This window comes from Pseudomonas sp. B21-023 (assembly GCF_024749165.1).
Classification (GTDB): domain Bacteria; phylum Pseudomonadota; class Gammaproteobacteria; order Pseudomonadales; family Pseudomonadaceae; genus Aquipseudomonas.
This window is the reverse complement of sequence record NZ_CP087190.1, coordinates 3,227,472-3,252,584: the sequence shown is the minus strand read 5'-3', so window position 1 is coordinate 3,252,584 and position 25,113 is coordinate 3,227,472. Positions and strand designations below refer to the sequence as shown.

Sequence of the window (25,113 nt, the reverse complement as noted above, 5' to 3'; positions counted from 1 at the left end):
TATCGGAGGCCCATGGTAGGGTTGGCAAGCCGTGATCCATTATCGTGATCAGGCCATAAAATCAATGAAACAGGACAAGCTGCAATGGCATGGCTCGCACCCGATAGCGCTTTTGACCCGGACGCCCACTGCGCACCGGTGATCGGCATCTGCTCGGCCCTGGGCGACCATGATTCCGGCAACCACTGGCATGTCCGAGGCCAGGTGCTGTTCACTCGCCAGGGCTGCGTGCGCATCGACTCGCCGGGGCTGCTGTGCCTGTTGCCGCCGAGCCGCGCGGCGTGGATACCGGGCGGGCTGGCGCACCGCGCACGGATGCGCGAGACGGTGGATTACCGCTCGGTGTACCTGGATGCGACGGCGGCGCAGGGGCTACCGGAGCAGGTGACCATCCTCGACGTCAATCCATTGCTGCGCGAACTGCTCGAGCGGATTGCCCTGGCGCCCTTCGACAGCGACTGGCGGCATGGGGCCAATCATCATTTGCTGGGCTTGTGTCGTGCCGAACTGCAGAGCGCGCAGCGCCAGCCAATGCTGCTGCCGCTGCCGCGCGACCGACGCCTGGCGCGCCTGGTGGACGGCCTCGATCGCTTGCCGCCAGCGCTGGGCGAGTTGGCGCGGCAAGCCGGGGCCAGTGAAAAGACCATTGGCCGCCTGCTGCGTCGCGACACCGGGATGAGTTACCAGCAATGGCGCCAGCAGTGGCGGTTGCTGCGGGCGGTCGAGCGCCTGGCGCTGAACGTGCCGCTGGGGGAGATCGCCGATGAGCTGGGCTTCTCCAGCGACAGCGCCTTCATCGCGTTTTTCCGCGGCATGACCGGGCTGACGCCGGGCGCCTGGAGTCGTGCCGCTACGCCAGATTGAGACAGGCCTGGCGATAGGCGCCCGGCGGCACGCCATAGGCCTGCTTGAACTGCCGGCTCAGATGGCTCTGGTCGGCAAAACCCAGGGTAAAGGCGACTTCGAGGACGGCTTGGCCGCGTTTGAGCAGTTCCCGGGCGCGTGCCAGGCGGCGCTGCTTGAGCCAGGCATGGGGCGGCAGGCCGGTGGCCTGGCGGAATACCCGGGCGAAGTGGAACGGCGAAAGGTTTACCGCGGCCGCCAAGGCCTCCAGCGACGGCGGATCGGCCAGCTGGCTCTCCAGCAGCTCGCGGGCGCGGGCCACGGCCAGCGGCTCGCTGCCGGGGGAGACGGGTTCGGCGCAATGGCCATGGCGCTGCACCAGGGCCAGCACGGCCTGGCGCCAGGCTGTCTGTTGCTCAAGGGCGCTGGCGCAGGACTCCGAAAGCCGGTGCAGGTGGCTGAACGTGGCGGCCAGGGCCGGGTCCTGGATCACGCTGTCCTTGAACCGGGGCAGGCCATGGCGGCCCAGTTCCAGTTCGTCGAGCACGCCGGTGACCCGTTCATGCTCGGGGTAGAACCCGCGGTAGCGCCAGCCAGCCTCGTGGGCGGTGGCGCCGGTATGCAGCTCGTCGGGGTTGATCAGCACCATGCTGCCCACCGGCGCCAGGTGCTCGCTGCCTCGGTGCCAGAAGCGCTGGGCGCCGGACTCGATCACGGTGAACACATAGCCTTCGTGCACGTGCGGGGCGAAGCGCTGCTGGATATAGCGGGCGTGCAGCATCTCGACATCGCCCAGGGCGGGCGCCTGCCACAGGTGGGCCTGTTCGCGCAGGGGCGTGGTCATGCCAGCCAGCTGCGCAGGAGGAAGAAGATCAGCATGCTCGCCAGCATGCTCAGCAATACGCTGCGGGTCAACAGCACCAGGGCGATGGCCACCAGTGAACCGAGCAGATAGGGGTTCAGCGGGCTCAGGTCGAGCTGGTGCCCGGGCAGGAAGATGATCGGCCCGCAGATCGCGGTGAGCATGCCGGGCACGGCAAAACCGAGGAACTGCCGCGCGTTGGAGCTCAGGCGCAGGGGTAGGCGCGGCTCGAGGAAGGCGTAGCGGTTGAGGAACACCACCGCGCCCATGGCGAAGATCAGCAGCCAGATCATGGGCGGCCTCCGGAGAACTTCTGGCAGACGAAACCGGCGGTCATGCCCAGCAGGCCGGCGGCGACCAGGGCGGTCTCCCAGTGCCAGTAACTGAACAGCACCGAGCAGAACAGCGACACCGCCACGCACACCACGGTCGGCAGGTTGCGCACCAGCGGCGCGATCAGTGCGACGAAGGTGGCGACGATGGAGAAGTCCAGGCCCAACTGATCCAGGTGCGGGATGTTCTGGCCGAGGACAATGCCGGCCAGGGTGAACAGGTTCCACGCCACATAGAACGTCAGGCCAACGCCCAGGGCGTACCAGCGGTTGAACTGCTGCTGGTCGTGGTGGCTGGTCAGGGCGAAGAACTCATCGGTGAGCAGGAAGCCCAGGCCCAGCCGCCAGCGAGTCGGCAGCCCCGACAGGACCGGGCGCATCGACAGCCCGTAGAGCAGGTGCTGGGAGGTCAGCAGCAGGGTGGTGAGCAGGATCGAGAACAGGTTGGCGCCCCCTTTGAGCATGCCGATGGCCACCAGTTGCGCGGCACCGGCGAAGACGATGGCCGACAGGCCCTGGCCTTGCCAGGCGCTGAGGTTGGCTTCGATGGCCATGCTGCCTGCGAGCAGGCCCCAGGGGGCAACGGCCACGGACAGCGGCAGGATGGCGATGGCGCCGTGGAGGAACGCTTGGCGGGCGAGGGGTGGGCTGGGCATGGAAGCGGCAACGAATCGACAGGGCAGACAAGCATGCCAGAGGGGGCCGGAGGTGGCTTGAACGATCTTGCTTTGTTGTCGCCTTTGCTGGCCGCGTCAAAGGGCAAGCCCACAGGCTTGAGCAGCGGGCTTGCCCTTTACTTCAACGCAACTCGACCTGCGCGCACAGTCCTCCTTCGGCGCGGTTGCGCAAGGTCAGGCTGCCGCCCATGGCCTGGGTCAGTTGCTGGGCGATCGCCAGCCCCAGCCCGGTGCCGCCGGTACTGCGGTTGCGCGAGCTTTCGACCCGGTAGAACGGCTTGAGCACGTCATCGAGTTCCGCCTCGGGGATACCGGGGCCATCGTCGAGCACGCGGATCAGCGTCACGCCGTTCTCGCAGCCGACTTCCAGCTGCGCGGCACCGGAGAACTTCAGCGCATTGTCCACCAGGTTCACCAGCACCCGGCGCAAGGCGTGGGGGCGGGTTTCCAGGGTGGCCTGGGCGCTGCCGCTGCGATTCACCTGCGCGCCGCTGTCCTGGTAGTCGAATACCAGGCTGTCGAGGAAGGCGTCGAGGTTGACCCGGCACGGCGCCTCGGTGCCGCTGTCCATGCTGCGGGCATAGGCCACGCCCTCGCGCACCAGGTGCTCCATGGCGTCGAGGTCGTGCCACAGCTTGTCCTTCTCCAGCCCGTCGTCCATCTGCTCGACCCGCAGCTTCATGCGCGTGATTGGCGTCTGCAGGTCGTGGGAGATGGCGGCCAGCAATTGCATGCGCTCCTTGAGGTAGGCGGCGATGCGCGCCTGCAGCGCATTGAAGGCCACGGCGGCGTAGCGCACCTCGCGCGGGCCGCTTTCGTCGAGCAACGGACCGGGGCTGTTCGGGTCAAGGTCGTCCACGGCCTGGACCAGCCGGGTCAGCGGGCCGATGGCCAGGCGCACGGCGAGCCAGGTGCAGGCCAGCAGCACCGCCAGCTGAATCAGCAGCACCACGGGCAGCCAGGTGGCCACCGGTACCGGTGCCGGGGTGACGTCGATGGTCAGCGGCGCGCCGTCGGCCAGGCGCAGGTGGGCCTGGAAGTGCGCATTGGGGCCGGGGATTTCCTGGAAGGTCAGGCGGTAGCGGTCGCCGATGGCCTTGACGATCGAGTCGGCGGCCATCGGCGGGTTCTCGCTGGGCATGGCCTCGCCGGACAGCCCCTCGTCCAGCCGGTAGCGGTAGGTGCGCCGTTCCAGGCGCGACAGCCAGGCGGGGCGCTCGGCGGCGGGCAGGCGGTCGAGGATGGCGACCGAGGTCGACACGTCCAGCTCCAGGTTGCTGAGCATCATCGAGCGGCTGCTGACATAGCGCTCGTACGCCTGCAGGCTGAATGACAGGCCATAGGCCAGCACCAATCCTGTGAAGAAGATCAGCGCCAGGCGCGAGGCCAGGGTGCGTGGCCACTTCATGCCGGTGACTCCAGCAGCTGCACCGGCAGCGAAAACACATAGCCTTCGCTGCGCACGGTCTTGATGCAGGTGGGCTCGCGGGCGTCGTCGCCCAGGCGTTGGCGCAGGCGGCTGACCAGCAGGTCGATGGAGCGGTCGAAGATGTCCGCCTCGCGGCCCTGGGTCAGGTTGAGCAGCTGTTCACGGCTGAGCACTCGCTGCGGATGGTCGAGGAATACCCGCAGCAGGCGGTACTCGGCGCCGGACAGCGCCACCAGGGTGCCTTCGCTGTCGAGCAGGTGGCGGGCGGTGGTGTCCAGGCGCCAGGGGCCGAAGGCGATCAGGCGACCGCTTTCGCTGATGGTCAGGTTAGGCGGCAGCATGCGCGTGCGGCGCAGCACGGCGTTGATCCGCGCCAGCAGCTCGCGGGCGGAGAACGGCTTGGTCAGGTAGTCGTCGGCGCCCATTTCCAGGCCGATGATGCGGTCGGTCTCGTCGTTGCGCGCGGTCAGCATCAGCACCGGCGTGTTGCGGTGCTTGCCGGCGCGCAGTTCGCGGCACAGCAGCAGACCGTCGTCGCCGGGCATCATGATGTCGAGGACGATCAGGTCGACCGTGTTGTTTTCCAGGAAGGCGCGCATCTGCCGGCCATCGGCGACGATGCTGGTGCGCAGGCCGTTCTTCTTCAGGTAGTTGCCGACCAGTTCGCGGATTTCGCGGTCGTCGTCGACGACCAGGATGTGATCGACATGCTCCATCGGGGTGTCCTTGTAGGTGAGGGTTGGGCGCAGTGTACCGAGCGAATCCGGGCTTGCCTGCCACGCTTTGTATTGCAGTGTATCTGGCGCTGCCGTGGATACAGGAGCAAGCACTTCACAGCCTGGGCGGACACAAGCGGGATACCTGGCGGGAGTGAAATGGCTCTACCGGGGAGCGACGCCTCCCCAATGCCAAGACCTCGCATCAGGAGAACCACCATGACTATCAAGACCCTCGCCAGCGCCGCCCTGTTCGCCGCCCTCGGTCTCGGCGCCATCACCGCCCAGGCCAGCAGCACCTCGCTCAACGAGGCCAGCGTGATGCAGTACCGCTACGGCGACAAGCTGGATGTGAAGAAGGTGCTGTCAGTGAAGGATGACCGCAGTGACACCTGCGGCGTGGTCAACACCCGCATGGACTACCTCGACTCCCAGGGCAAGCCGCAGAGCGTCGAGTACCGCTCCTACGCCACCAGTGGCTGCCATGACAACTGAGGCGCGCGGCAAGCGCCGCCTGCTCAAGGCCGGCGGCGTGGCCCTGGCCCTGCTCGGGCTGGGCCTGGCCGGCCACCTGCTGGCCCGCGACAGCTATGGCCCCATGCCTTCGCTGGCCGGGGCCGAGCAGTGGCTCAACTCGCCGCCGCTGGACGGCCCGGCCCTGAAGGGCAAGGTGGTGCTGGTGGATTTCTGGACCTACGACTGCATCAACTGCCGGCGCAGCCTGCCGCATGTCAACGACTGGGCGCGGCGCTACAGCGCGCAGGGGCTGGTGGTGGTCGGGGTGCACACGCCGGAGTACGACTACGAGCATGACATTGACAGTGTTCGGGCGCAGGTGCAGCAACTGGGCATCGCCTATCCGGTGGCGGTGGATAACGGCTACCGGATCTGGAACGCCTGGGGCAACCAGTTCTGGCCTGCACACTACTTCGTCGACCGCAAGGGGCAGGTGCGCCATGTACACTTTGGCGAAGGCGATTATGCGGGGCAGGAGCGGGTGATCCAGGCATTGCTCGATGAGCAGGGCTGATCCGTTGTCCGTTCCGGCCCTATCGCGGGGCAAGCCCGCTCCCACGACCGCCGTCTAGCAACCTGCGCGGGCTTGCCCCGCGATATGGCCCGCCCAGGCAGCATCATTCGCCGAGCCGCTGCTCCCGCGACGGCGGATAGCCGAAGTACGCCGCATAGCACTTGCTGAAATGCGATACCGAAACGAAGCCGCAGGCCACCGCCACCTCCATCACCGACAGGTCCGAATACTGTAATAGCCGCCGGCTCTTGGTGATGCGCAGTTCCATGTAGTAGCGCCTGGGCGAGGTCCCCAGCTGGGCCTGGAACAAACGGTCGATCTGCCGCCGCGAGCGCCCGGAGTAGGCGGCCAGCTGGTCGAGGCTCAGGGTTTCCTCGAGGTTGTTCTCCATCAGTTCGACGATGGTGCGCAGGTGCAGGCTCATGGACTTCTTCGCCCCGGGTCCGACCTGGCGATAGCGTGCGCCGGAGAACGACAGGATCTCTTCCACGCCTTCGGCCAGGGCATCGCCGTACAGGCGCCGTACCAGGCCGAGCATCAGCTCCATTGCGCCATTGGGGCTGGCGGCGCTCAGGCGATCGCGGTCCAGGGTGAAGCTGGCCGGGGTGATGCGCGTCTGTGGGCTGATCTCGGCCAGGCTGGCGCGCTGCTCGGGGTGTACGCTGCAGCCGTAGTCGTCGAGCACTCCGGCCCGGCCGAGGAACCAGGCGCCGTTCCACAGCCCGCCGAGGGTCATGCCGTGGCTGGCGCAATCGCCCAGCAGGCGGTCGAGGTCAGGGTACTTCAATGGCGTGCGCAGGCCGCCGCACACCACCAACAGGTCGAGGTCCTCCAGGCTGCGGGGATCGAGCGGGCTGGCGATCAGTTCCAGGCCCAGGTCGCTGAGCACGCGATCACCGCCCAGTGACAGCGGGGTGGAGGTGAAGCTGTCGGCGCGCAGCAGGTTGGCGGTGACCAGCACGTCCATCGCCACGGTGAAGCTGGCCATGGAGAAGTGTTCGAGCAGGACGAAGTCGACGCGATAGGGGCGCTGGTTGCCGGCGTCTCCGGACTTGAGCCGCAGCATGTTGCTGGTGCTGGTCTTCTTGCTGAATTGGCGTGGCGTGGGCACTGCGGACTCCGCTTCCTGGCTGGCGGAGTCGAGTGTGCGGTGGGGCGGGGGGAAAGACAACAGGGCGTTGGATGCCGCTGAAAACACAGCGCCCTCTTGAGAGAGGGCGCCGGTCTCTGCCGCGCGGGGGTTAGAAGTCGCCGCGCAGGGTGAACATGTAGCTACGCGGAGTACCGTAGGTGGTGCCGCGAGTCCAGTAGCCCATCGAGTCGAAGTACTTGCGGTCGAACAGGTTCTCGACGTCCACGCCCACGGTCCAGTGCTCGTCGAGCTTGTAGGCGGCACGCGCGTCGAAGATCGCCCGGCCGCTGTTGTACGCCTCGTTGTAGGCATCGACGTAGGAGTTCTGCGCCGAAACGCCACCACCGACGCTCAGACGGTTCCACTCGCCCGGGAAGGTGTAGTTGGTGTTCACGCGCACCATGTGTTTCGGGGTCTGCGCCGAGATCGGGCCACCTTCGGAGGAGCTGGTGGTGTTGTAGGTGTAGCCAGCCGCCACTTGCAGGCCTGGCAGCAGTTCGCCGGTGGCCTCGGCTTCGAAGCCCTTGCTGCGGTTGATGCCGTCGCCGTTGACCCAGCAGCGGCCGGCCGGATCGGTCGGGCACTTGCCACGGTTGGCGGCGTCCTGTTGGGCCACGTCTTCCTGCTCGATGTAGAAGACTGCGAAGGACACGTTCAGGCGTTTGTCGAACAGCTCGCCCTTGATCCCGGTCTCGTAGTTCGAACCGATCGACGGGTCGAGCACGCTGCCGCTGACGGTGCGGTAGTTGGACTGCGGCAGGAAGATGTCGGCGTAGCTGGCGTACCAGGACCACTGGTCGTTCAGGTCGTAGATCGCACCGACGAAGGGTGTGAATTCCTCGTCCTGCCGGCTGGTGGTCACCTTCGGACCGTTCCAGGCTTCGTTCTTGTACCAGCTCAGGCGACCACCGAGGACGAAGCTCAGGTCTTCGGTGGCGTGCAGGCGGGCGCTCAGGTAGGTGCCGTAGCGGGTGTCGATGGTGTCGTTCTTGGAGTCCCATCCCTGGCGCGCCAGCTCAGGAATATTGCTGTGGCTGGGATCAAACACATCGAGAGGAATAGGGGTGGGCAAGAACTCCGTGGCGTCCTTGTCGTTCATCTTGCGCTTGGACCAGTTGGCACCCAGGGTGAGCTGGTGAGTCAGGCCAAACGCTTCGAAGGTGCCATCCAAGTGGCCGTCGACGGCGTTGGAGGTGACATCGAACTTGTGATAGCTGACGTCCTTGACCACTGGACCACCTGGGGCGCCGTACTCCAGCGTGTCATTCACGCCCCACTCGATGGCGCTGCGGTTGTAACCGCCTTCGGAGTGAGACAGCGCCAGCTTGCCGGTCCAGTTGTCGTTGAATCGATGGGTGAGGTCGGCGAACACCTCGTCCATGTTGGTCTGCAACTTGGTCCAGTCCTGCCCGAGGTAGGTCGAGCGCTTCAGGTGCGGGTTGCTGCCGTCGGGGTTGTTGGGGATACCCAGCACGCTGTAGCCGTCGATGCGCGAGGTCTGGCGGCGCAGTCCGACAGCGACGGTGGTGGCATCGTTGAGGTCGGCCTCGACGATACCGTACAGCAGCGGCCGCTTGGACTTGGTGACATCGGTGAAGTAGCCACGGTCCTCATAGGAGGCGACCATGCGTCCGCGCAGGGTGCCCTGGGGGTTGAGGCGGCCGCTGGCATCCAGGTCCAGGCGGTAGTTGTCCCAGGAGCCGGCGCGGGTGATGACGGAAAAACGCGGGTCGGCGGTCGGGCGCTTGCGCACCAGGTTCACCGCGCCGCCCGGGTTGCCCGCGCCCACCAGCAGGCCGGAGGCGCCGCGCAGCACTTCGACGCGGTCGAAGATCGCCATGTCCGGGGTCATCCAGCCGGTGTAGGCGTAGGCCTGGCCGGGCACGCCGTCGACCATGTAGCTTTCGTCGGTGAGGTCGAAGCCACGGGAGCTGAAGTGGTGGTTGCCATAGCCGCGGTTGGCGCGGGTGATACCGGTGGTCTGGGCCATCACCTGGTCCAGCGAGACCAGGTTCTTGTCGTCCATCAGCTTGCGCGTGACCACGGTGACCGACTGTGGGGTCTCGCGCAGCGATTGCGCGGTCTTGCCGATGGTCACCGCGCCGGTGGTGTAGGAGTTGCTTCCTTCGGTGGTGGCACCCAGCACCTGGCCATTGATGGTGGTGGCGTCCAGGGTCATGGCCGAGCCGGATTCAGCCGCGCCGCTGATGATCAGGGTGTTGTCCTGCACGCTGTAGCGAATCCCGCTGTTCTTCAGCAGCTCCCCAGCTGCCTGGGTTGGCGAGAAGCGGCCCTTGACCGGGCTGCTGCGCAGGCCCTGTACGGTTTCCGGGCTGAACAGCACCTGCAGGTTGCCCTGGCGACCCAGCTCTTGCAGCGCGCTGCTCAGCGATTGTGCCGGGATGTCGAAATCCTGCTCCTGGGCTTGCACCTGGGCGGCGAGCGGCAGGGACAGGGCGAGGCCGAGGGTGGCCATGGCCGGCGAGGAGCGCAGCATCCGGCGCAGCATCAGCGCCTTGCTCAAAGGGGTCAGTGTGTTGGCTGGTAGTGGCATTTTTATGCTCTGGCTCAAGGTACGCAAAGTAAATGAAAATTATTCCGTTGCGAGTAGGACGCATGCGCATGCCAAAACCGGAAAAATATTTTCGGTTGGCAGGGGCCTGACCTGTGACTTCCCTGTAGGCAGGAGTGATTCAGCGTGCGGCTATAGGGGAACGAGCGGAGCGGCGGGGAATTTACAACGTGCGGGCGGTGGCGAGGACCACCGCCCGTGAGGCGGGGTCAGGCGGGCAGGGCGGGTTCCTGGTTGCGCTCGACGACGATCTGGCCGCCGTGCATGCGCACCAGTTGGTCGGCCACCGCGAAATAACGGTCGTCGTGGGAGATGACGATGATGGTCTTGCCTTGCTGTTTCAGTTCCGGCAACAGCTCGGTGTAGAACACGCGGCGGAAGGCCGGGTCCTGGTCGGCGGCCCATTCATCGAACACCAGCACCGGGCGCTGGTCGAGCCAGGCATTGATCAGCGCCAGGCGCTTGCGCTGGCCGGTGGACAGGTCGGTGGTGGTGAAACTGCCGTCGCGGATGCTCACTTTGTGGGCGATATCCAGGCGCTCGAGGTACTTGCCGGCCTCGGGCGGCAGCTCGGCCTGGTCGGGCAGCGGCTCGTCGAACAGGTAGTAGTCGGCGAAAATGGTGGTGAACAGCTGGCGGTAGTCGTCCAGGCGCTGCGGGGTGACCGTTTCGCCATTGAGCCGCACTTCGCCCTGTTGCGGGCTGTACAGGCCCAGCAGCAGCTTGATCAGGGTGGTTTTGCCGCAGCCGTTCTCGCCGACGATGAAGACAATATCGCCTTGGCGGATGCTCAGGTTCACCGGCCCCAGGTGGAACGGCTGGCTGCCCTCGACCTGCGGGTAGTCGTAGCGCAGTTGGCGCAGCTCGATGGACTCGACGCTGGACACGGCCGGGGCACGATCGCTCACCAGCAGGTGCGGCTCGGGCGACGAGAAGCGCGCCGACAGCTCGGCGATGCGGCGCAGGGCGATCTGCGCGCGGCTGATGCTCGGCAGGTTGGTGATCAATTGCTCCAACGGCCCCTTCATGTACAGCATCACCAGTACGAAGCCGCCTAGCACGGTGCGATCGGTGCTCGGCCACAGCGCCTGGAAGGCGATGGCGACGCCGATGACGGCGAAGAACAGCATCGAACCGAAGGTCTCGGCGCTGACGAAGATGTTCGCCGCGCGGATGTTGGCCTTGCAGATGCGCTCGGTGGCGCCGTGGATCAGCTGGTCATGCATGTGCTGGCGGCGCTTGCGCTGGATGCGCAGCTCTTTGGCGCCGCCGGAGAGAGCCTGGTAGTGCTTCTGCAGCTCGTCCTCGCCGTTGCGAGCGGTGAGGATGTTCTTCATGCCGAAGCGGTGGGCGAGGAACTGCGCGCCGGTGCCGATCACCACGGTCAGGGCGGTGATCAGCAGGATCTGCCAGGACAGCAGCGCCAGGTAGGCCAGGCAGCCGAGGGTGACGGTGAAGGCGATGACCATCGGCGCCACGGACAGGGCGAAGGCGCTGATGGTGCTGACATCGTTTAGCAGCACCGGGATCAGGCGGTGGGCACGGTAGCGCTCCAGTTGCGCGATCGGCGCCACCAGCACCTTGGCGGACAATTCGCGGCGCAGCCGCGCCACCACCTTCTGGCCCACGTAGTTGGTCAGCAAGTTCGAGCCGGTGGAGCAGGCCAGGGTCAGCACGCACAGGCCGCCGAACAGCAGGGCGGTATGGGTGTCCGGCCCGCCGGCGGCATTCATCGCACTGTTGATGGTGGCCAGCAGGGCGGTGACGCTCAGGCCGCTGACCACGCCAAGGGCCGCCGAAAGCGCGACCAGCATCCAGAACGGCTTGAGTATGCGCAGGGTTTCCTGGGCGAGGCTGGGTGTCTTGAGCGTCATGGGGGCATCTCGTGAGTATTCGTTGGCGCCGGGCAGGAGCAGGTCCTGATCTTGGTAGACGAGAGGGTTTTGCGCGGATTTAGTCGCCCGGCGCCGAGGGCGCCGGGGCGGGGCAGGGCCTACAGCTCGCGGGCGACGCGGAAACCGATCCAGTCGCCGCGCAGGGTGGAGCTGCGCTCGTTGCGGTTGCCCGAGCGCGAGAAGATCGGCGCCTCGGTGTAGTCGTTGCCGCGGATCACCCGACGATCCTCGCATTCGCTGCTTTTCGTCTGCGAGCTGCCGTCGGTGGGGGCGTTGGCGTAGCTGTCGACGTAGCAGTCGCGGGTCCACTCGTAGACGTTGCCGTGGCCGTCATAGATGCCGAAGGCATTGGGCGGGAAGCTGCCGACCGGCGAGGTGAAGGAGAAGCCGTCGGTAGGGCCGTAGGTGTTGGCGTGCTTGGAGATCTGGTACTTCTGTTCGTCGTTGTCATCGAGCGGGAAGGGGAACGGCCCGGTGCTGCCGCCGCGCACGGCGTACTCGCGCTGGGACTCGCTGAGCACCTTGTAGACCTTGCCGGTCTTCTTCGACAGCCAGCTGGCATAGGCCTCGGCTTCGTGGAAGTTCAGGCACACGGCGGGCTGGCGGTCGCCCTGCTGGTAGCGCGGCACGCCGGCGATGCACTCGCGGCCCGGACGGGTATCGCCGTTGGGGACCTTGTAACCGGTGGCCTTGAGGTAGGCCTTCCACTCCCCGTTGGTGATCTGGTACTGGCTGACGGCAAAGGCCTTCTTGAACGTTACCTGGTGCAGCGGGCCTTCGTCGTCCTGGCGGCCCTTTTCGTCATCCGGGGTGCCCATCATGAAGCTGCCGGCGGGCAGCACCACCATTTCCGGGCAGGTCTTGGCGCAGTCGCGGAACACGCTGCCGGGTTTGTGCGCGGGCGCCGCGGCCAGGGCCGGCAGGCTGCAGGCGACCAGCAGGGCGGCCAGGGTGAGGCGGTTCAGGGGTGCGGTCATGGGGAAGCCTTGTTCAGGGTTGCTGGGCAGACAGCGGGAGTTCGTGCTGTTGGACGAACTGAACGAGGCGATGTTTAAGGGGGATTTGTATCCAGGTGTGGTAGGGCTGCGCCTGTAATCGCGCAGCCCGTACGCAATCAGCCCAACTCAAGCCAGATCGGCGCATGGTCCGAAGGCTTTTCCATCCCCCGCAGCTCATAGTCGACCCCGGCGGCCCTGACCCGCGGCAGCAGCCCATGGGAGGCCATGATCAGGTCGATGCGCAGGCCGCGCTTGGGCTCGTCCTCGAAACCGCGGCTGCGGTAGTCGAACCAGCTGAAGCGGTCGGCCACGTCCGGGTACAGGTGGCGGAAGCTGTCGACCAGGCCCCAGCCCTTGAGACGCTCCATCCACTCGCGCTCTTCGGGCAGGAAGCTGCACTTGCCGGTCTTCAGCCAGCGCTTGGCGTTGTCCGGGCCGATACCGATGTCGCAGTCCTGGGGCGAGATGTTCAGGTCGCCCATTACCACAACAGGCTGGTCGTTCTTGAACTGCCCCTCGAGCAGGGCCTGCAGGTCGCTGTAGAAGCGCTGCTTGGCCGGGAACTTGGTGGGGTGGTCGCGGCTTTCACCTTGGGGGAAGTAGCCGTTCATGATGGTGATCGGCGTGCCGTCGGCATCGGCGAAGGTGCCCCAGATGAAGCGGCGCTGGGCGTCCTCCTCGTCACTGGCGAAGCCCTTGGACAGTGACAGCGGTTTTTCCCGCGAGAGCAGGGCGACGCCATAGTGGCCCTTCTGGCCGTGGTAGTGCACGTGGTAGCCGAGTGCCTCGACGTCGGCCAACGGGAACTGATCGTCGCTGACCTTGGTTTCCTGCAGGCCGATCACGTCCGGCTGGTGTTTGTCGATCAGCGCCGCCAGCTGGTGCGGGCGGGCGCGCAGGCCGTTGATGTTGAACGAGACGATCTTCATGGAAAGACGATCCTGGTAAAAGCCACGGATGCTAGCCGACATCGCCGGCCACGGCCAGCATGGCGCCGCGCTGCGGGCGCTGCTAACGTGCTGGAGGAGGTGAACCCAGCGCCGGAATCTGGCTCCAAGGCCCTGTACGCCCATTCCAGGAGGACTGCCCGCAATGCCCGACGACATCGCCGCCCCGGCCCGGATCTGCCTGCTCGACGCCGGCTACGCCCGCGAGGCGCGTTCGCTGCTCTACCATGCCTACCGCCACGAACCGACCTTCGCCTGGCTGTTCGAGGCCCAGCGCCCCGGGTACGAGCGCCGCCTGCGGGTGATGGTGCGCGAGTGGGTGCGCCAGCACTTTTATCTGCAATTGCCGGCGATCGGCCTGTTGCTGGAGGATCGCCTGATCGGCCTGGCGCTGATCGTGCCGCCGCAACGCCGGCTCGGCGTGGCCGACAGTTGGGCCTGGCGCCTGCGCATGATCCTCGGCACCGGCCTGCGCTGCACCCGCCGCTACCTGGATTACCAGGCCGCGCTGGCCGGGTGCCTGCCGGGGGACAAAGTGCATGTGCTGCCGCTGTTGGGCGTGCATCCGCAGTTCCAGGGCCAGCACTACGGCGAGCAACTGCTGCAGGCCGTGCATGACTGGTGCGCCGAGGATGCCGGTACCGAGGGCGTGGTGCTGGACACCGGCAATGCGCACTACCTGGCGTTCTACCAGCGCCAGGGTTATGAAGAGATCGGCGAGATCGCCGTGGGGCCGATCCGTGAGCGGGTGTTCTTCCATCCCAACCCGCGCTCGTCGAGGGTAGCGAACCTGTGACAGGCGTTTTCTGAAAGCCCCTTGGCCGTTGCGCTCTGGTAGCATGCCGCGCATGACGTATTCAGGAAGACTTGGCTGGGGCCTGCTGTTGCTGGCCGCCAGCTCCATGGCATGGGCGCAGAGCGAATTGCTGGTGCGGGTCAAACCCGCCAACAAGGCGCTCAAGTCCAATATCGAAGGGTATATCGGCAGCCTGGGTGATCGCGACGAAGAGGCCTTGCTGCGCTTCAGCCGGGGCGCCGAGGAGCAGGCGCGCAAGGCGGCCCAGGCCCTGGGCTATTACCAGGCGCGGGTCGAGACCGAGGTCAAGGCGCCGGCCGAAAAAGACAAGCCACCGCAACTGATCATCCAGGTCGAGCCCGGCGAACCGATTCGCCTGCGCAACGTGACCGTGCGTATCGAAGGGCCGGCCAGCGAGCTCAGGGTGTTCCGTATTCCCGACAGCAAGGCGCTGCGTCCGGGCGAGCAGCTCAACCATGGCACCTACGAGGACGCCAAGCGGCTGATCCAGAACCAGGCCTCGCGCTACGGCTTCTTCGCCGGGCGCTTCGAGCGCCAGCGCCTGGCGGTCGATCCGCAGGCCGGTGTGGCCGACATCGAACTGGTCTACCAGAGCGGCCCGCGCTACCGCCTTGGCGCGGTGAGCTTCGGTGGCGATGCGCCGCTGGACAACGACCTGCTGCAGCGCATGGTGGGGTTCAAGCCCGGCACCCCGTACGACTCGGAACTGATCGCCGAACTCAACAACGACCTGCAGTCCAGCGGCTACTTCGACAGCGTGCGCGTGGACGCCGCGCCCACCGCCGCAGTCGGCGAGGACATCCCGGTGGACGTCCACCTCGACACCCGCAAGCCACGCACCCTCGGCCTGGGCCTGGGTTTCTCAACCGACGTCGGCCCGCGCGGCAAGGCCAACTGGACCCGCCACTGGGTCAACCCGCAAGGGCACAGCTACGGCTGGGAAACCGAGCTGTCGGCGCCCCGGCAGAACGTCGGCTTGTGGTACGACGTTCCGCTGGACCCGCCGCTCACCGACAAGCTGCGCTTCGCCGGCGGCTACCAGAACGAGGAGATTTCCGGCACCGATACCTTGAGCAAGCTGCTCACCGTCGGCCCGGAGTGGCACAGCAAGCTGCCCAGCGGCTGGCAGCGGGTGATTTCGCTCAAGTACCAGCGCGAGGAGTATCGCCTGGGCGACGACTCGGGGCTGAGCAACCTGCTGATGCCGGGTGTCAGTTTTTCCTACCTGCGCAGCGACAACCGTATCGACCCGCACAATGGCTACCGCCTGCAGTTCGACCTGCAAGCGGCCAAGGAAGGCCTGGGTTCGGACACCAACCTGATCCACGGCAACGTGCTGCTCAAGGGCCTGACCACCCTGGGCCAGAACCATCGCTTCCTTGGCCGCGTGCAGTTCGGCGGCAGTGCCACCAATGGCTACCAGCAGAACATCCCGCCGTCACTGCGCTTCTTCGCCGGTGGCGACCAGAGCGTGCGCGGCTACGACTACCAGTCGCTGTCACCGAAGAACAACCAGGGCGACCGCATCGGTGGCCGTTACCTGGTGGCTGGCAGCGCCGAGTACCAGTACTCGATTGCCGAGAAATGGCGCCTGGCGACCTTCATCGACCAGGGCAATTCGTTCAATTCGCTGGAACTGCCCAGCCTCAAGACCGGCGTCGGCATCGGCGTGCGCTGGGTGTCGCCGGTGGGGCCGCTGCGCCTGGACCTGGCCCGCGCCCTGGATGACGACGGTGGTTTTCGTTTGCACTTCTCCATGGGGCCTGAGCTGTGACGCGTGTAGTCAAACCCATCTTGCTGGCACTGCTGGGCCTGCTGTTGCTGATCGTCCTGGCGCTGGGCCTGGTGCTGGGTACCCAGGGCGGCAGCCGCTGGGTGCTGGGCCTGGTGCCGGGGCTGCAAATCAGCGATTTTTCCGGACGCCTCGGCGGCAGTTGGCAGGCCAGCCAACTGCGCTGGACGGCGGGCGAAGACCGTGTCGAGGTGCAGGCCCCGCAACTGGACTGGTCGCCAGCCTGCCTGCTGCGCGCCACCTTGTGCGTCGAGCGTCTGCAGGCCGAGCGTATCGACATGGCCTTCGCCCCGGGCGAGGACAAGCCCGATAGCGGCCCGCTGCAACTGCCGACGCTGAATCTGCCGTTGGCCATCGAGCTGGGCGAGGTCAAGGTAGGCCAGCTGCGCCTGGATGGCAGCGATCTGCTGGGTGACCTCAGCCTGGCCGCGCACTGGACTGCGAGCGGCCTGCGCGTGGACAGCCTGCAACTGCGCCGCGACGACCTGCGCCTGGACGTGCAGGGCAACCTTACGCCCCAAGGCGACTGGCCGCTGCAGTTGCAAGGTACGCTGCAACTGCCCGCGGTCGATGGCAAGCCTTGGCAACTGGCGTTGAGCGCCAAGGGCGAGTTGCAGAAGTCCCTTGCCGTCGATGCCACCAGCAGTGGCTACCTGGACGCACGGCTGAGCGGTGAGCTGCAGGCCCTGGCCGAGCACCTGCCGGCCCACCTGAGCATTCGCGCGGACAGCTTCAAACCCGCCGCCGAGCTGCCCGACACCCTGCAACTCGACCAGCTGCGGCTCGATGCCCAGGGTGACTTGCTCAAGGGGTATCAACTGTCCGGCTCGGCCACGCTGCCCGCCGAGCAAGGGCCCATCGGCCTGGTGCTGGCCGGCAAGGTCGATGCCAAGGGTGCCCGGCTCGACGCCTTGGACCTGAACGCCAGTGACCAGCAGCGCCTCAAGCTGCAGGCCAGCGCCGACTGGCAGCAGGGCCTGAGCGCCGATGCCAGCCTCGACTGGCTGGACTTCCCCTGGTTGCGCCTGTACCCGCTGGAGACGGCGCCCCAGGTCACGCTCAAGCGCTTCAACGCCCAGGTGCAGTACCGCGACGGCAGCTACAAGGGGGTGTTCAACGGCGACCTGGATGGCCCGGCCGGCGCCTTCAGCCTGGCCAGCCCGTTCGACGGCGACTTGGGCCAGGTACGCCTGCCACAGCTGGTGCTCAACGCCGGGCAGGGCAAGGCCGCCGGCAGTGTCGGCGTGCGTTTCGCCGACACCCTGGCCTGGGATGTCGACCTGCAACTGTCGGCCCTGGACCCGGCCTACTGGCTGGCGGAGCTGCCCGGCACCCTGGCCGGCCCGCTGCGCAGCCAGGGCGAATTGAAGCACGAGCAACTGACGCTCAAGGCTCAGTTGGACCTCAAAGGGCGCCTGCGCGGCCAGCCGGCGCTGGTCAAGGTCGACGCCGAAGGCGCGGGCGAGCGTTGGACCTTGGGCAGCCTGGCGGTGCAGCTGGGCGACAACCGCATCAATGGCAGCGCCAGCGTGCAGCAGCGCCTGGTCGGGCGAATCGACCTCGACCTGCCGCGCCTGGGCCAGCTCTGGCCACAGCTGCAAGGGCAGGCCAAGGGCCGTCTGGACCTGGCCGGCACCCTGGCCGCGCCGCAAGGCACCCTGACCCTGCAGGGGCAGCAGCTGGGCCAGGCCGACAACCGCGTGCAGCGGCTGGACCTGGATGCCCGGCTGGACAATGCCCAGCGCGGCCAACTGACGCTCAAGGCCGGTGGTATCCGTGTGGGTGATACCGCCCTGGGCAGCCTTGATGTGCAAGGCAAGGGCGATCTTCGCCAGCAGGCTGCCACCCTGGCCCTCGACGGCCCGCAACTCAAGCTCGACCTGGCGCTGGATGGCGCCTTGGCCAAGGGTAACTGGCGTGGTCGCCTGGCCAGCGGGCGCATCCAGGCCGGCGGCCAGGACTGGCAGTTGCAGGCCCCGGCGCGCCTGCAGCGCCTGGCCAGCGGTCAGCTCGATTTCGGCGCCCATTGCTGGCGTTCCGGCCAGGCCAGCCTGTGCGGCGAGGACCAGCGCCTGGCGCCGGAGCCGCGCCTGCGCTACCACCTCAAGCAGTTCCCGCTGGACAGCCTGGCGCAGTGGCTGCCCAAGGACTTCGCCTGGCAGGGCCTGCTCAACGCCGACATCAACCTCGACATCCCGGCCAGCGGGCCCAAGGGCAGTATCCGCGTCGATGCCGGCGGCGGCACCCTGCGGGTACGCGACAAGGACCGCTGGGTCGACTTCCCCTATCAGGTGCTGCGCCTGGACAGCACCCTGGCGCCACGCCGGGTCGACACCCGCCTGGACTTCCGAGGCGAGCGCCTGGGCGAGTTGAATGTGAGCACCCGCCTTGATCCCCTGGGCCGCAACAAGCCGTTGTCCGGTGATTTCCGCCTGGCCGGGCTTGAGCTGTCCGTCATTCGGCCGTTCCTGCCGATGGTCGAGCGCCTGGCCGGCCAGCTCAACGGCAGCGGGCGTCTGTCCGGCAGCCTGATTGCGCCCCAGGTCAATGGTAGCCTGGCCTTGAGTGGTGGCGAGGTCAGCGGCGCGGAGTTGCCGGTGAGCCTGGAGGACCTGTCGCTGCAGGCGCTGATCGCCGGTGAACAGGTGCAATTGAACGGCAACTGGCGCAGTGGCGCGGCAGGGCGTGGGCAACTGACCGGGCATATGACTTGGGGCCAGGCGCTGGGCATGGACCTACGCCTGCAAGGCCAGCAACTGCCTGTCAGCGTCGAGCCCTACGCGGCGCTGGAAGTGGCGCCCGACCTGAGTATTCGCCTGGTGGACGACAAGCTTGCGGTGACCGGCAAGGTGCAGGTGCCCAAGGGCAAGATCACCGTGCGCGAGCTGCCGCCGTCGACGGTCAAGGTCTCGGACGACACGGTGATCGTCGGCCACCAGACCGAGCAGGGCAAGCCGGCGATGGCGGTGGCGATGGACATCGATGTCGATGTCGGCAGCGAAAAACTGTCGTTCAAGGGCTTCGGCCTGACCGCCAACCTGCTGGGGCACGTGCATATCGGCGACAACCTCGATACCCGGGGCGAGCTCAGCCTGGCCGATGGACGCTACCGCGCCTACGGGCAGAAGCTGACCATTCGCCGCGCGCGGCTGCTGTTCGCCGGCCCCATCGACCAGCCGTACCTGGACATCGAGGCGATCCGCCAGGTCGACGACGTGATCGCCGGCATCCGCCTGAGCGGCAGCGCCGAGCAGCCGACCACCAAGGTGTTCTCGGAGCCGGCGATGAGCCAGGAGCAGGCGTTGTCCTACCTGGTATTGGGTCGCCCGCTGAACAGCTCCGGCGAAGACAGCAACATGCTCGCCGAGGCGGCGCTGGGGCTGGGGTTGATGGGCAGCGCCGGTCTGACTGGCGGCCTGGCCTCGAACCTGGGCATCGACGACTTCCAGCTCGACACCCAGGGCACGGGCAACAAGACCAGCGTGGTGGCCAGCGGCAACCTCACCGAGCGCCTGAGCCTGCGCTATGGCGTGGGCGTGTTCGAGCCGGCCAATACCATTGCCTTGCGCTACAAGCTCAGCAAGAAGGTCTACCTGGAAGCCGCCAGCGGCCTGGCCAGCTCGCTGGATATCTTCTACAAGCGCGATTTCTGATCCAGACCGCCGAAGTATTGGGTACGCATCGCAATACCTTGCTCCGGCGCCTGGAGCGCGCCCAGGACATGCTGCCCATTCCCTTTGCCGACCACCGTATCCAGATTGCCGCGGCGCTCGAGCTGGTGCTGTGGAGCACACCGCTCGAGGACGGCGAAAAGTAGTTCGAGGTTGCCGTGGCTACGCCTGTCGACGGATGTTGCCGATCTGTCGCAGGCTCAACCCATACTTGTCGGCGAGCAGGCTGCGTGACAGCCCGCTGGCGCTCTCCCGCTGGATCTGCTGGTTGCGCAGCTGGCGCTGGAAGTGGTCGGACTTGGGGATCTCCAGGGCAAGGCCGGCGAAGCGCTGGATCAGCGCATCGAGCGCTTCGGACGGCAACACATCGGCCAGTTTGGTGCGTTGGCGATGCTTGGGGATGTACTTGGGGCGTCCGCCAAAGGCATGGGTCAGCCGGTAGGCGTTGTCCAAACCGATGCATTCGATCAGTGCCTGCAGCGACTGAGGCAGTTGGGTGAGGTCGATGTTGCTCAGGTCTGGCATTTCCACGAAATGGTTCCTTCCGTCATTGGGTTTGGCCGGCGCCGAGGTCCCGATGGGCTGCGGCGTGGGTTGCCACGGGGAGGTCCGCGTGGCGTGGCCAGATTTTCGAACAGCGACGGAAAGGGTCGCTAGGCGCGAAGCGGACCGGGGTTTGTAGTCGTCCTTGTCTGTTGTTTGCGGGCAATTGGGCTCCTTGAAGTAGGAAATGCCTTCACCCTTGCGCTACAGGCCCCAAACCATCTAGAGAAAGGGTTCCATGATGGCTTAGTGGGTAGCTTACCTAGACATGCACTTACGGGCGCATCTCGACGCTACCGTGGGGCAGGGGCAGGAAAGAGGGGATTGCTGCGTTGGGAGCCGGCAGGAACTGCAGCGAGGGGAAAGCGGCCGAGGTATCATGGCGTCGGCTCCGCTGGAGCCTCATGTCCCCGATGTCGCAAGGAACCTCCGATGACACACGTGCAGCGCCTGAAATATTCGATCCTGATCATCCTGGTGGTCCTGGGAATCATGCTTGGCCTAAGTTACCTGCAGAAGCAGGGCACTATCAGCGAGCAGACATTCCAGTACGTCGCCATCGCCATTGCGGTGGTCGTGGTGGTGATCAACGGGATCCTGCGGCGCAAGGTGAAACCCTGAAGCAGGCGGGCCGGCATATCCTTGCCGGCCATGCGCTCAGCGCGAGGCGGGTTGCTCGAGCACGGCCCGGGCCTGAGGGTTCAGGCTGTAGCATTTGTCGCTGCCCAGGTTGATCACGCCTTCGCTGCACAGGCGCTTGAGCACCTCGCGCACGCTCAGGAACGACAGCGGGATATCCAGCTGCTCGAGTTGCGCATGCACGCCACGCACACCAATGCTGCGGCCATTGCGGCCGGCGGTGTGCAGGGCGTCGATGACCTTCAGGCGGATCAGGCTGGTGCGCAGGCCGTAGGCGCGCAGCAGCTCGCGGATCTGTTCGTTGCCCACGCGTTCCTCCTGGGAGGCGGCGGCCTGGCTGGGTGCAGGCTGCGCCGCTAGCGATTGTTGCGGGTTGTACATGTGAATGCTCCTTTTCGTGGACTGTCCCGAAATCATGGGTGCCTCACATCTAAAGACGTTTGAGCTCGACAAAACTGCAACCCTCGGTGAAAAAAATCTGACACGTTCTGTTGAGAACGTTGCAGCACTGCGTCGAACGTAAAATTTTCATCTGGCCATTCGTCTGTTCGGGATGACCCCGATAAGCACGAGGAGTGCCTGTGATCCCTCTTCCCCTGTTTCGCCTGGGCCTTGCCGCCGCCCTGGTCGCTTCCAGCCTGACCCTGCAGGCGCGCGAGGTCGATGGCGAAGCCTCCGCGCAGATCCGTCGCACCAGTTTCGGCGTGCCGCACATCCTGGCCAAGGACGAGCGCGGCCTGGGCTACGGCATCGGCTACGCCTATGCCCAGGACAACCTGTGCCTGCTGGCTGGCGAAGTACTGACCGTCAATGGCGAGCGCTCCCGCTATTTCGGTGCCGACGGCAAGACGGTCGAGCAGCGTGACAATCTCTCCAGCGACCTGTTCTTTACCTGGCTCAACGAGCCTGCGGCGGTAGACAGTTTCCTCAAGGCGCAGCCGGTGGCGGTGCGCGACCTGCTTGATGGTTATGCCAACGGCTACAACCGTGCCCTGGGTGAACGACGGGCCGAGGGGCTGCCGGCCGAGTGCGGGGCAGGGGAGTGGCTACGACCGATCACCAGTCGCGATCTGGTCAAGCTGACCCGGCGCTTGCTGGCCGAGGGCGGTGTGGGGCAATTCGTCGAGGCCGTGGTCGCCGCGACGCCACCCAAGCTGGCGGCGCAGCGCCCGGCGGTCGACTACAGCGTGGCCTTGGCGCGACAGGCGCAGTTCGCCGCCGAGCGTGGCAGCAATGCCGTGGCCGTGGGCGCCGAACGTTCGGCCAATGGCCGTGGGTTGCTGCTGGCCAACCCGCACTTCCCGTGGGTCGGTGGGCTGCGTTTCTACCAGATGCAGTTGACCATCCCCGGGCAACTGGATGTGATGGGCGCGGCCTTGCCGGGCCTGCCGGTGGTCAATATCGGTTTCAACCGGCACCTGGCCTGGACCCACACGGTCGACACCTCCAAGCACTTCACCCTCTACCGCCTGCAACTGGACCCCAAGGACGCCACCCGCTACCTGTATGACGGCCAGTCGCTGCCGCTGGAGCGCAAGCTGCTAACGGTCACGGTGAAGGGTGAGGACGGTACGCTCAGCCAGGTCGAACGCACGATTCACCTGTCGAAGTTTGGCCCTGTGGTGCAATGGCCCGGCCGTCTGGATTGGGACAATCACGCCGCCTACAGCCTGCGTGACGCCAACCTCGACAACACCCGGGTATTGCAGCAGTGGTACCGGATCAACCGTGCCGACAGCCTGCAGGCGCTGAAGGCGTCGGTGGGCGAGCTGCAGGGCATCCCCTGGGTCAACACCTTGGCAGTGGACGCTGCTGGCCAGGCCTTGTACCTCAATCAGTCGGTGGTGCCCTATGTCGACCAGGGGATGCTGGAACAGTGCAGCAACCCGGGCGCATCGGGCCCGCTGGTGGTGCTCGACGGCTCGCGCAGTGCCTGTCAATGGAAGGTGGATGCGCAGGCGGCCCAGCCAGGGATCTTCCCGGCCAACCTGCTGCCGAGCCTGGAGCGGCGCGATTATGTACAGCACGCCAACGATTCGGCGTGGATGGCCAACCCGGCCCAGCCGTTGACCGGCTTCTCGCCCTTGGTCAGCCGTGCCGACCAGCCCCTGGGCCTGCGTAGCCGCTTTGCCCTGCAGCGCCTGCAAGGCAAGGGCAAGCTGGGCAGCGCCGAGCTGCAGCACATGGTGTTCGATGACGAGGTGTACCAGGCCAGCCTGCTGATGCCGGACCTGTTGCAATGGTGCAAGGGCGTGGAGGCGGACATACAGTCGGTGTGTGCCAGTCTGCAGGCGTGGACCGGCAAGGCCGATCAGGATAGCGGCATCGGCCTGGTTCATTTCATCAACATCGCAGGCGCGTTGGCCGAGCATCCGCAAAGCTGGCGCGTGCCGTTCGATCCGGCCGACCCGTTGCACACGCCTCGTGGCCTGGCGGTGGAGCAGGCCGCGGTGAGCAAGCTGCTGCACGAAGCGGCGCTGGACTCGCTGGCGCAGGTGAAGGAGGCCGGTATCGCCGCCGACCAGCGTTGGGGGCAGATCCAGCAGGCCGCCGATGGCACGCCGGTGCCCGGCGGGCCGCAGGCGTTGGGCGTCTACAACGCGATGGTCAGTGTGCCGGTAGGGCCGGGCAAGCGCCTGGTGGTCAGTGGTTCGAGCTATCTGCAAGTGGTCAGTTTTACCGAGCACGGCCCTCAGGCCCAAGGGCTGCTGGCTTTCTCGCTGTCGAGCGAGCGGGCGTCGGCGCATGCCGCTGACCAGACGCGAGCTTTCGCGGCCAAGCAACTGGCGCCGATACCGTTCACCGAGGCGCAGATCAAGGCTGATCCGCAGTATCGGCAGTATGTGATCAGCGAGCGGGACAAGGGGCGGGTGGTCAGCGCCCAATAGTGCCGGTGAAGACATCGCGGGGGAGACCCGCGATGTTTCAGGAGAAGTCGAACGGGGCCAGCTGGAAACCCTGTTCATCCACCTGCAACGCCCAGCCACGCCGGTCCCAGTCGCCCAGCACGATACGCCGTGCCGGCTGGCCATCGACCACCAGCTTGTGCAGCGCCGGCCGATGGGTGTGGCCGTGGACCAGGGTGCGCACGCCGTGGGCGGCCATCACCTTGGGCACTTCCTCGGGGGTGACATCGACGATCTCGGTGCTCTTCATCCGTGTCTGCGAGCGGCTTTCGCTGCGCAGCTTGCGTGCCAGCTTGTGCCGCGTGCCCAGCGGCAGGTGCCGCAGGATCCACAGGGTCAGCGGGTTGCGCAGGTAGCGGCGCAGCTTCATGTAGGCCACGTCACGGGTGCACAGGGTGTCGCCGTGCATCAGCAATACCGCCTCGCCACCGAGCTCGACCACGCTGGGGTCGGCCAGCAGGGTGCAGCCCGCGGCGTCGCAGAACGCCTGGCCGATAAGGAAGTCGCGGTTGCCGTGCATCAGGTAGATCGCCGTGCCGCTGTCGCTCAGCCGGCGCAGGGCCTGGCAGATCGACTGCTGGAAGGGCGTCATCGCATCGTCGCCGATCCAAGCCTCGAAGAAATCGCCGAGGATGTACAGCGCCTTGGCGTGGCGGGCGCGGCCGTCGAGCAGATCAAGAAACGCCCGGGTAATGTCCGGGCGTTCTTCTTGCAGGTGCAGATCGGAGATCAGCAGTATCACTCAATGATCTCGGCTTTCTCGATGATCACGTCGTCCTTCGGCACGTCCTGGTGGCCGGCCTTGGAACCGGTGGCGACGCCTTCGATCTTGTCGACAACGTCCTGGCCTTCGGTCACCTTGCCGAAGACAGCGTAGCCCCAGCCCTGGACATTCTTGCCGCTGTGATTGAGGAAATCGTTGTTCGAGGCGTTGATGAAGAACTGCGCGGAAGCCGAGTGCGGCTCCATGGTACGGGCCATGGCGATGGTGTACTTGTCATTCTTCAGGCCGTTGTCGGCCTCGTTCTGAATGCTGGCACGCTTGTCTTTCTTCTCGCTCATGCCCGGTTCGAAGCCGCCACCCTGGATCATGAAGCCCTTTATCACACGGTGGAACACGACGTTGCTGTAGTGCCCGGCCTTCACATATTCGAGGAAGTTGGCCACGGTGATCGGGGCTTTTTCAGCGTTCAGTTCGATGACGATATCGCCGTGGTTGGTGCTCAGTTTGACTTTGGACATGCTGAAATTCGCTCTTTCAAGGCATTCGGGAAATAGGGTGCGCGCTGCGCTCGGACAACCTGACGCAGGA

At 66.1% G+C, this 25,113-nt stretch carries 23 protein-coding genes; 9 read left to right on the top strand and 14 right to left on the bottom strand.

Features of this window, described 5'->3' with window-relative positions; translation table 11 throughout:
- The first annotated feature begins 84 nt into the window (after positions 1-84).
- On the top strand, positions 85-864 hold the full coding sequence (locus LOY42_RS14560; protein ID WP_258598048.1) for a helix-turn-helix domain-containing protein: 780 nt from the start codon (positions 85-87) through the stop codon (positions 862-864).
- On the opposite strand, the gene LOY42_RS14555 is transcribed toward LOY42_RS14560, so the two are convergent.
- The 5 genes from LOY42_RS14555 to LOY42_RS14535 form a co-directional block, all read right to left on the bottom strand.
- Positions 851-1,687: an AraC family transcriptional regulator gene (locus LOY42_RS14555; protein WP_258598046.1), complete on the bottom strand. Its 837-nt coding sequence runs from the start codon at positions 1,685-1,687 to the stop codon at positions 851-853. The genes LOY42_RS14560 and LOY42_RS14555 overlap by 14 nt on opposite strands.
- Positions 1,684-1,998, bottom strand: coding sequence for an AzlD domain-containing protein (locus LOY42_RS14550; protein WP_102685400.1), 315 nt, complete (start codon positions 1,996-1,998; stop codon positions 1,684-1,686). The genes LOY42_RS14555 and LOY42_RS14550 overlap by 4 nt, the downstream gene beginning before the upstream one ends.
- Entirely contained in the window at positions 1,995-2,693 is a 699-nt protein-coding gene (locus tag LOY42_RS14545; RefSeq protein ID WP_258598044.1) for an AzlC family ABC transporter permease, read from the bottom strand. The genes LOY42_RS14550 and LOY42_RS14545 overlap by 4 nt, the downstream gene beginning before the upstream one ends.
- Positions 2,694-2,835: 142 nt before the next feature.
- Positions 2,836-4,122, bottom strand: a complete 1,287-nt coding sequence (locus tag LOY42_RS14540; protein WP_046855863.1) for a HAMP domain-containing sensor histidine kinase — start codon at positions 4,120-4,122, stop codon at positions 2,836-2,838.
- The gene (locus tag LOY42_RS14535) at positions 4,119-4,859 is read right to left on the bottom strand and encodes a response regulator (protein WP_046855862.1); all 741 of its coding nucleotides are present in this window, start codon (positions 4,857-4,859) and stop codon (positions 4,119-4,121) included. The genes LOY42_RS14540 and LOY42_RS14535 overlap by 4 nt, the downstream gene beginning before the upstream one ends.
- A 219-nt stretch (positions 4,860-5,078) precedes the next feature.
- Here LOY42_RS14535 and LOY42_RS14530 point away from each other — a divergent pair, with 219 nt between their 5' ends.
- The gene (locus LOY42_RS14530; RefSeq protein ID WP_139670899.1) at positions 5,079-5,354 is read left to right on the top strand and encodes a DUF2790 domain-containing protein; all 276 of its coding nucleotides are present in this window, start codon (positions 5,079-5,081) and stop codon (positions 5,352-5,354) included.
- A 19-nt stretch (positions 5,355-5,373) separates the two neighbouring features.
- Complete coding sequence (locus LOY42_RS14525) at positions 5,374-5,889, top strand: thioredoxin family protein (RefSeq protein WP_139671364.1); 516 nt, start codon at positions 5,374-5,376, stop codon at positions 5,887-5,889.
- Positions 5,890-5,992: 103 nt separating this feature from the next.
- Here the strand turns inward: LOY42_RS14525 and LOY42_RS14520 are convergent, their stop codons facing one another.
- The 5 genes from LOY42_RS14520 to xthA all read right to left on the bottom strand — a co-directional run bounded on the left by LOY42_RS14520 (position 5,993) and on the right by xthA (position 13,415).
- The gene (locus tag LOY42_RS14520) at positions 5,993-7,000 is read right to left on the bottom strand and encodes a GlxA family transcriptional regulator (RefSeq protein ID WP_258598041.1); all 1,008 of its coding nucleotides are present in this window, start codon (positions 6,998-7,000) and stop codon (positions 5,993-5,995) included.
- Between the two features lie 130 nt (positions 7,001-7,130).
- On the bottom strand, positions 7,131-9,575 hold the full coding sequence (locus LOY42_RS14515) for a TonB-dependent receptor (protein ID WP_198754546.1): 2,445 nt from the start codon (positions 9,573-9,575) through the stop codon (positions 7,131-7,133).
- A 227-nt stretch (positions 9,576-9,802) separates the two neighbouring features.
- Positions 9,803-11,467 (bottom strand): cyclic peptide export ABC transporter, encoded by a 1,665-nt coding sequence (locus LOY42_RS14510; RefSeq protein ID WP_258598039.1) that lies wholly within the window; start codon positions 11,465-11,467, stop codon positions 9,803-9,805.
- A gap of 119 nt (positions 11,468-11,586) precedes the next feature.
- A complete protein-coding gene (locus LOY42_RS14505) occupies positions 11,587-12,465 on the bottom strand; it encodes a formylglycine-generating enzyme family protein (RefSeq protein ID WP_139670904.1) in 879 nt (292 codons plus the stop codon).
- Between the two features lie 137 nt (positions 12,466-12,602).
- Positions 12,603-13,415 carry an exodeoxyribonuclease III gene (gene xthA, locus LOY42_RS14500; protein ID WP_102682351.1) on the bottom strand — a complete coding sequence of 271 codons (813 nt, stop codon included), beginning with the start codon at positions 13,413-13,415 and terminating at the stop codon, positions 12,603-12,605.
- 163 nt (positions 13,416-13,578) lie between these two features.
- On the opposite strand from xthA, the gene LOY42_RS14495 reads away from it, so the two are divergent.
- The 4 genes from LOY42_RS14495 to LOY42_RS14480 are packed head-to-tail and all read left to right on the top strand — an operon-like array spanning position 13,579 to position 19,859.
- Positions 13,579-14,229, top strand: coding sequence for an N-acetyltransferase (locus tag LOY42_RS14495; protein WP_102682350.1), 651 nt, complete (start codon positions 13,579-13,581; stop codon positions 14,227-14,229).
- Positions 14,230-14,281: 52 nt separating this feature from the next.
- Positions 14,282-16,024 carry an autotransporter assembly complex family protein gene (locus LOY42_RS14490; protein ID WP_102682349.1) on the top strand — a complete coding sequence of 581 codons (1,743 nt, stop codon included), beginning with the start codon at positions 14,282-14,284 and terminating at the stop codon, positions 16,022-16,024.
- Complete coding sequence (locus LOY42_RS14485; RefSeq protein WP_258598038.1) at positions 16,021-19,695, top strand: translocation/assembly module TamB domain-containing protein; 3,675 nt, start codon at positions 16,021-16,023, stop codon at positions 19,693-19,695. The genes LOY42_RS14490 and LOY42_RS14485 overlap by 4 nt, the downstream gene beginning before the upstream one ends.
- Before the next feature lie 17 nt (positions 19,696-19,712).
- Positions 19,713-19,859, top strand: coding sequence for a helix-turn-helix domain-containing protein (locus tag LOY42_RS14480; protein ID WP_256659289.1), 147 nt, complete (start codon positions 19,713-19,715; stop codon positions 19,857-19,859).
- A 16-nt stretch (positions 19,860-19,875) separates the two neighbouring features.
- Here LOY42_RS14480 and LOY42_RS14475 read toward each other — a convergent pair whose 3' ends face one another.
- On the bottom strand, positions 19,876-20,244 hold the full coding sequence (locus LOY42_RS14475; RefSeq protein WP_139670908.1) for a Mor transcription activator family protein: 369 nt from the start codon (positions 20,242-20,244) through the stop codon (positions 19,876-19,878).
- 444 nt (positions 20,245-20,688) lie between these two features.
- Between LOY42_RS14475 and LOY42_RS14470 the strand changes: the two genes are divergently transcribed.
- The gene (locus LOY42_RS14470) at positions 20,689-20,877 is read left to right on the top strand and encodes a hypothetical protein (protein WP_023632313.1); all 189 of its coding nucleotides are present in this window, start codon (positions 20,689-20,691) and stop codon (positions 20,875-20,877) included.
- A gap of 36 nt (positions 20,878-20,913) precedes the next feature.
- Here the strand turns inward: LOY42_RS14470 and LOY42_RS14465 are convergent, their stop codons facing one another.
- A complete protein-coding gene (locus tag LOY42_RS14465; RefSeq protein WP_102682323.1) occupies positions 20,914-21,276 on the bottom strand; it encodes a fe2+ zn2+ uptake regulation protein in 363 nt (120 codons plus the stop codon).
- Between the two features lie 200 nt (positions 21,277-21,476).
- Here LOY42_RS14465 and LOY42_RS14460 point away from each other — a divergent pair, with 200 nt between their 5' ends.
- Entirely contained in the window at positions 21,477-23,783 is a 2,307-nt protein-coding gene (locus LOY42_RS14460) for an acylase (RefSeq protein ID WP_372241236.1), read from the top strand.
- 37 nt (positions 23,784-23,820) lie between these two features.
- Here LOY42_RS14460 and lpxH read toward each other — a convergent pair whose 3' ends face one another.
- On the bottom strand, positions 23,821-24,543 hold the full coding sequence (gene lpxH, locus LOY42_RS14455; protein WP_102682322.1) for a UDP-2,3-diacylglucosamine diphosphatase: 723 nt from the start codon (positions 24,541-24,543) through the stop codon (positions 23,821-23,823).
- Positions 24,540-25,043 carry a peptidylprolyl isomerase gene (locus LOY42_RS14450; protein ID WP_139670912.1) on the bottom strand — a complete coding sequence of 168 codons (504 nt, stop codon included), beginning with the start codon at positions 25,041-25,043 and terminating at the stop codon, positions 24,540-24,542. Before LOY42_RS14450 ends, lpxH begins: the two co-directional genes overlap by 4 nt.
- Between the last annotated feature and the right edge of the window lie 70 nt (positions 25,044-25,113).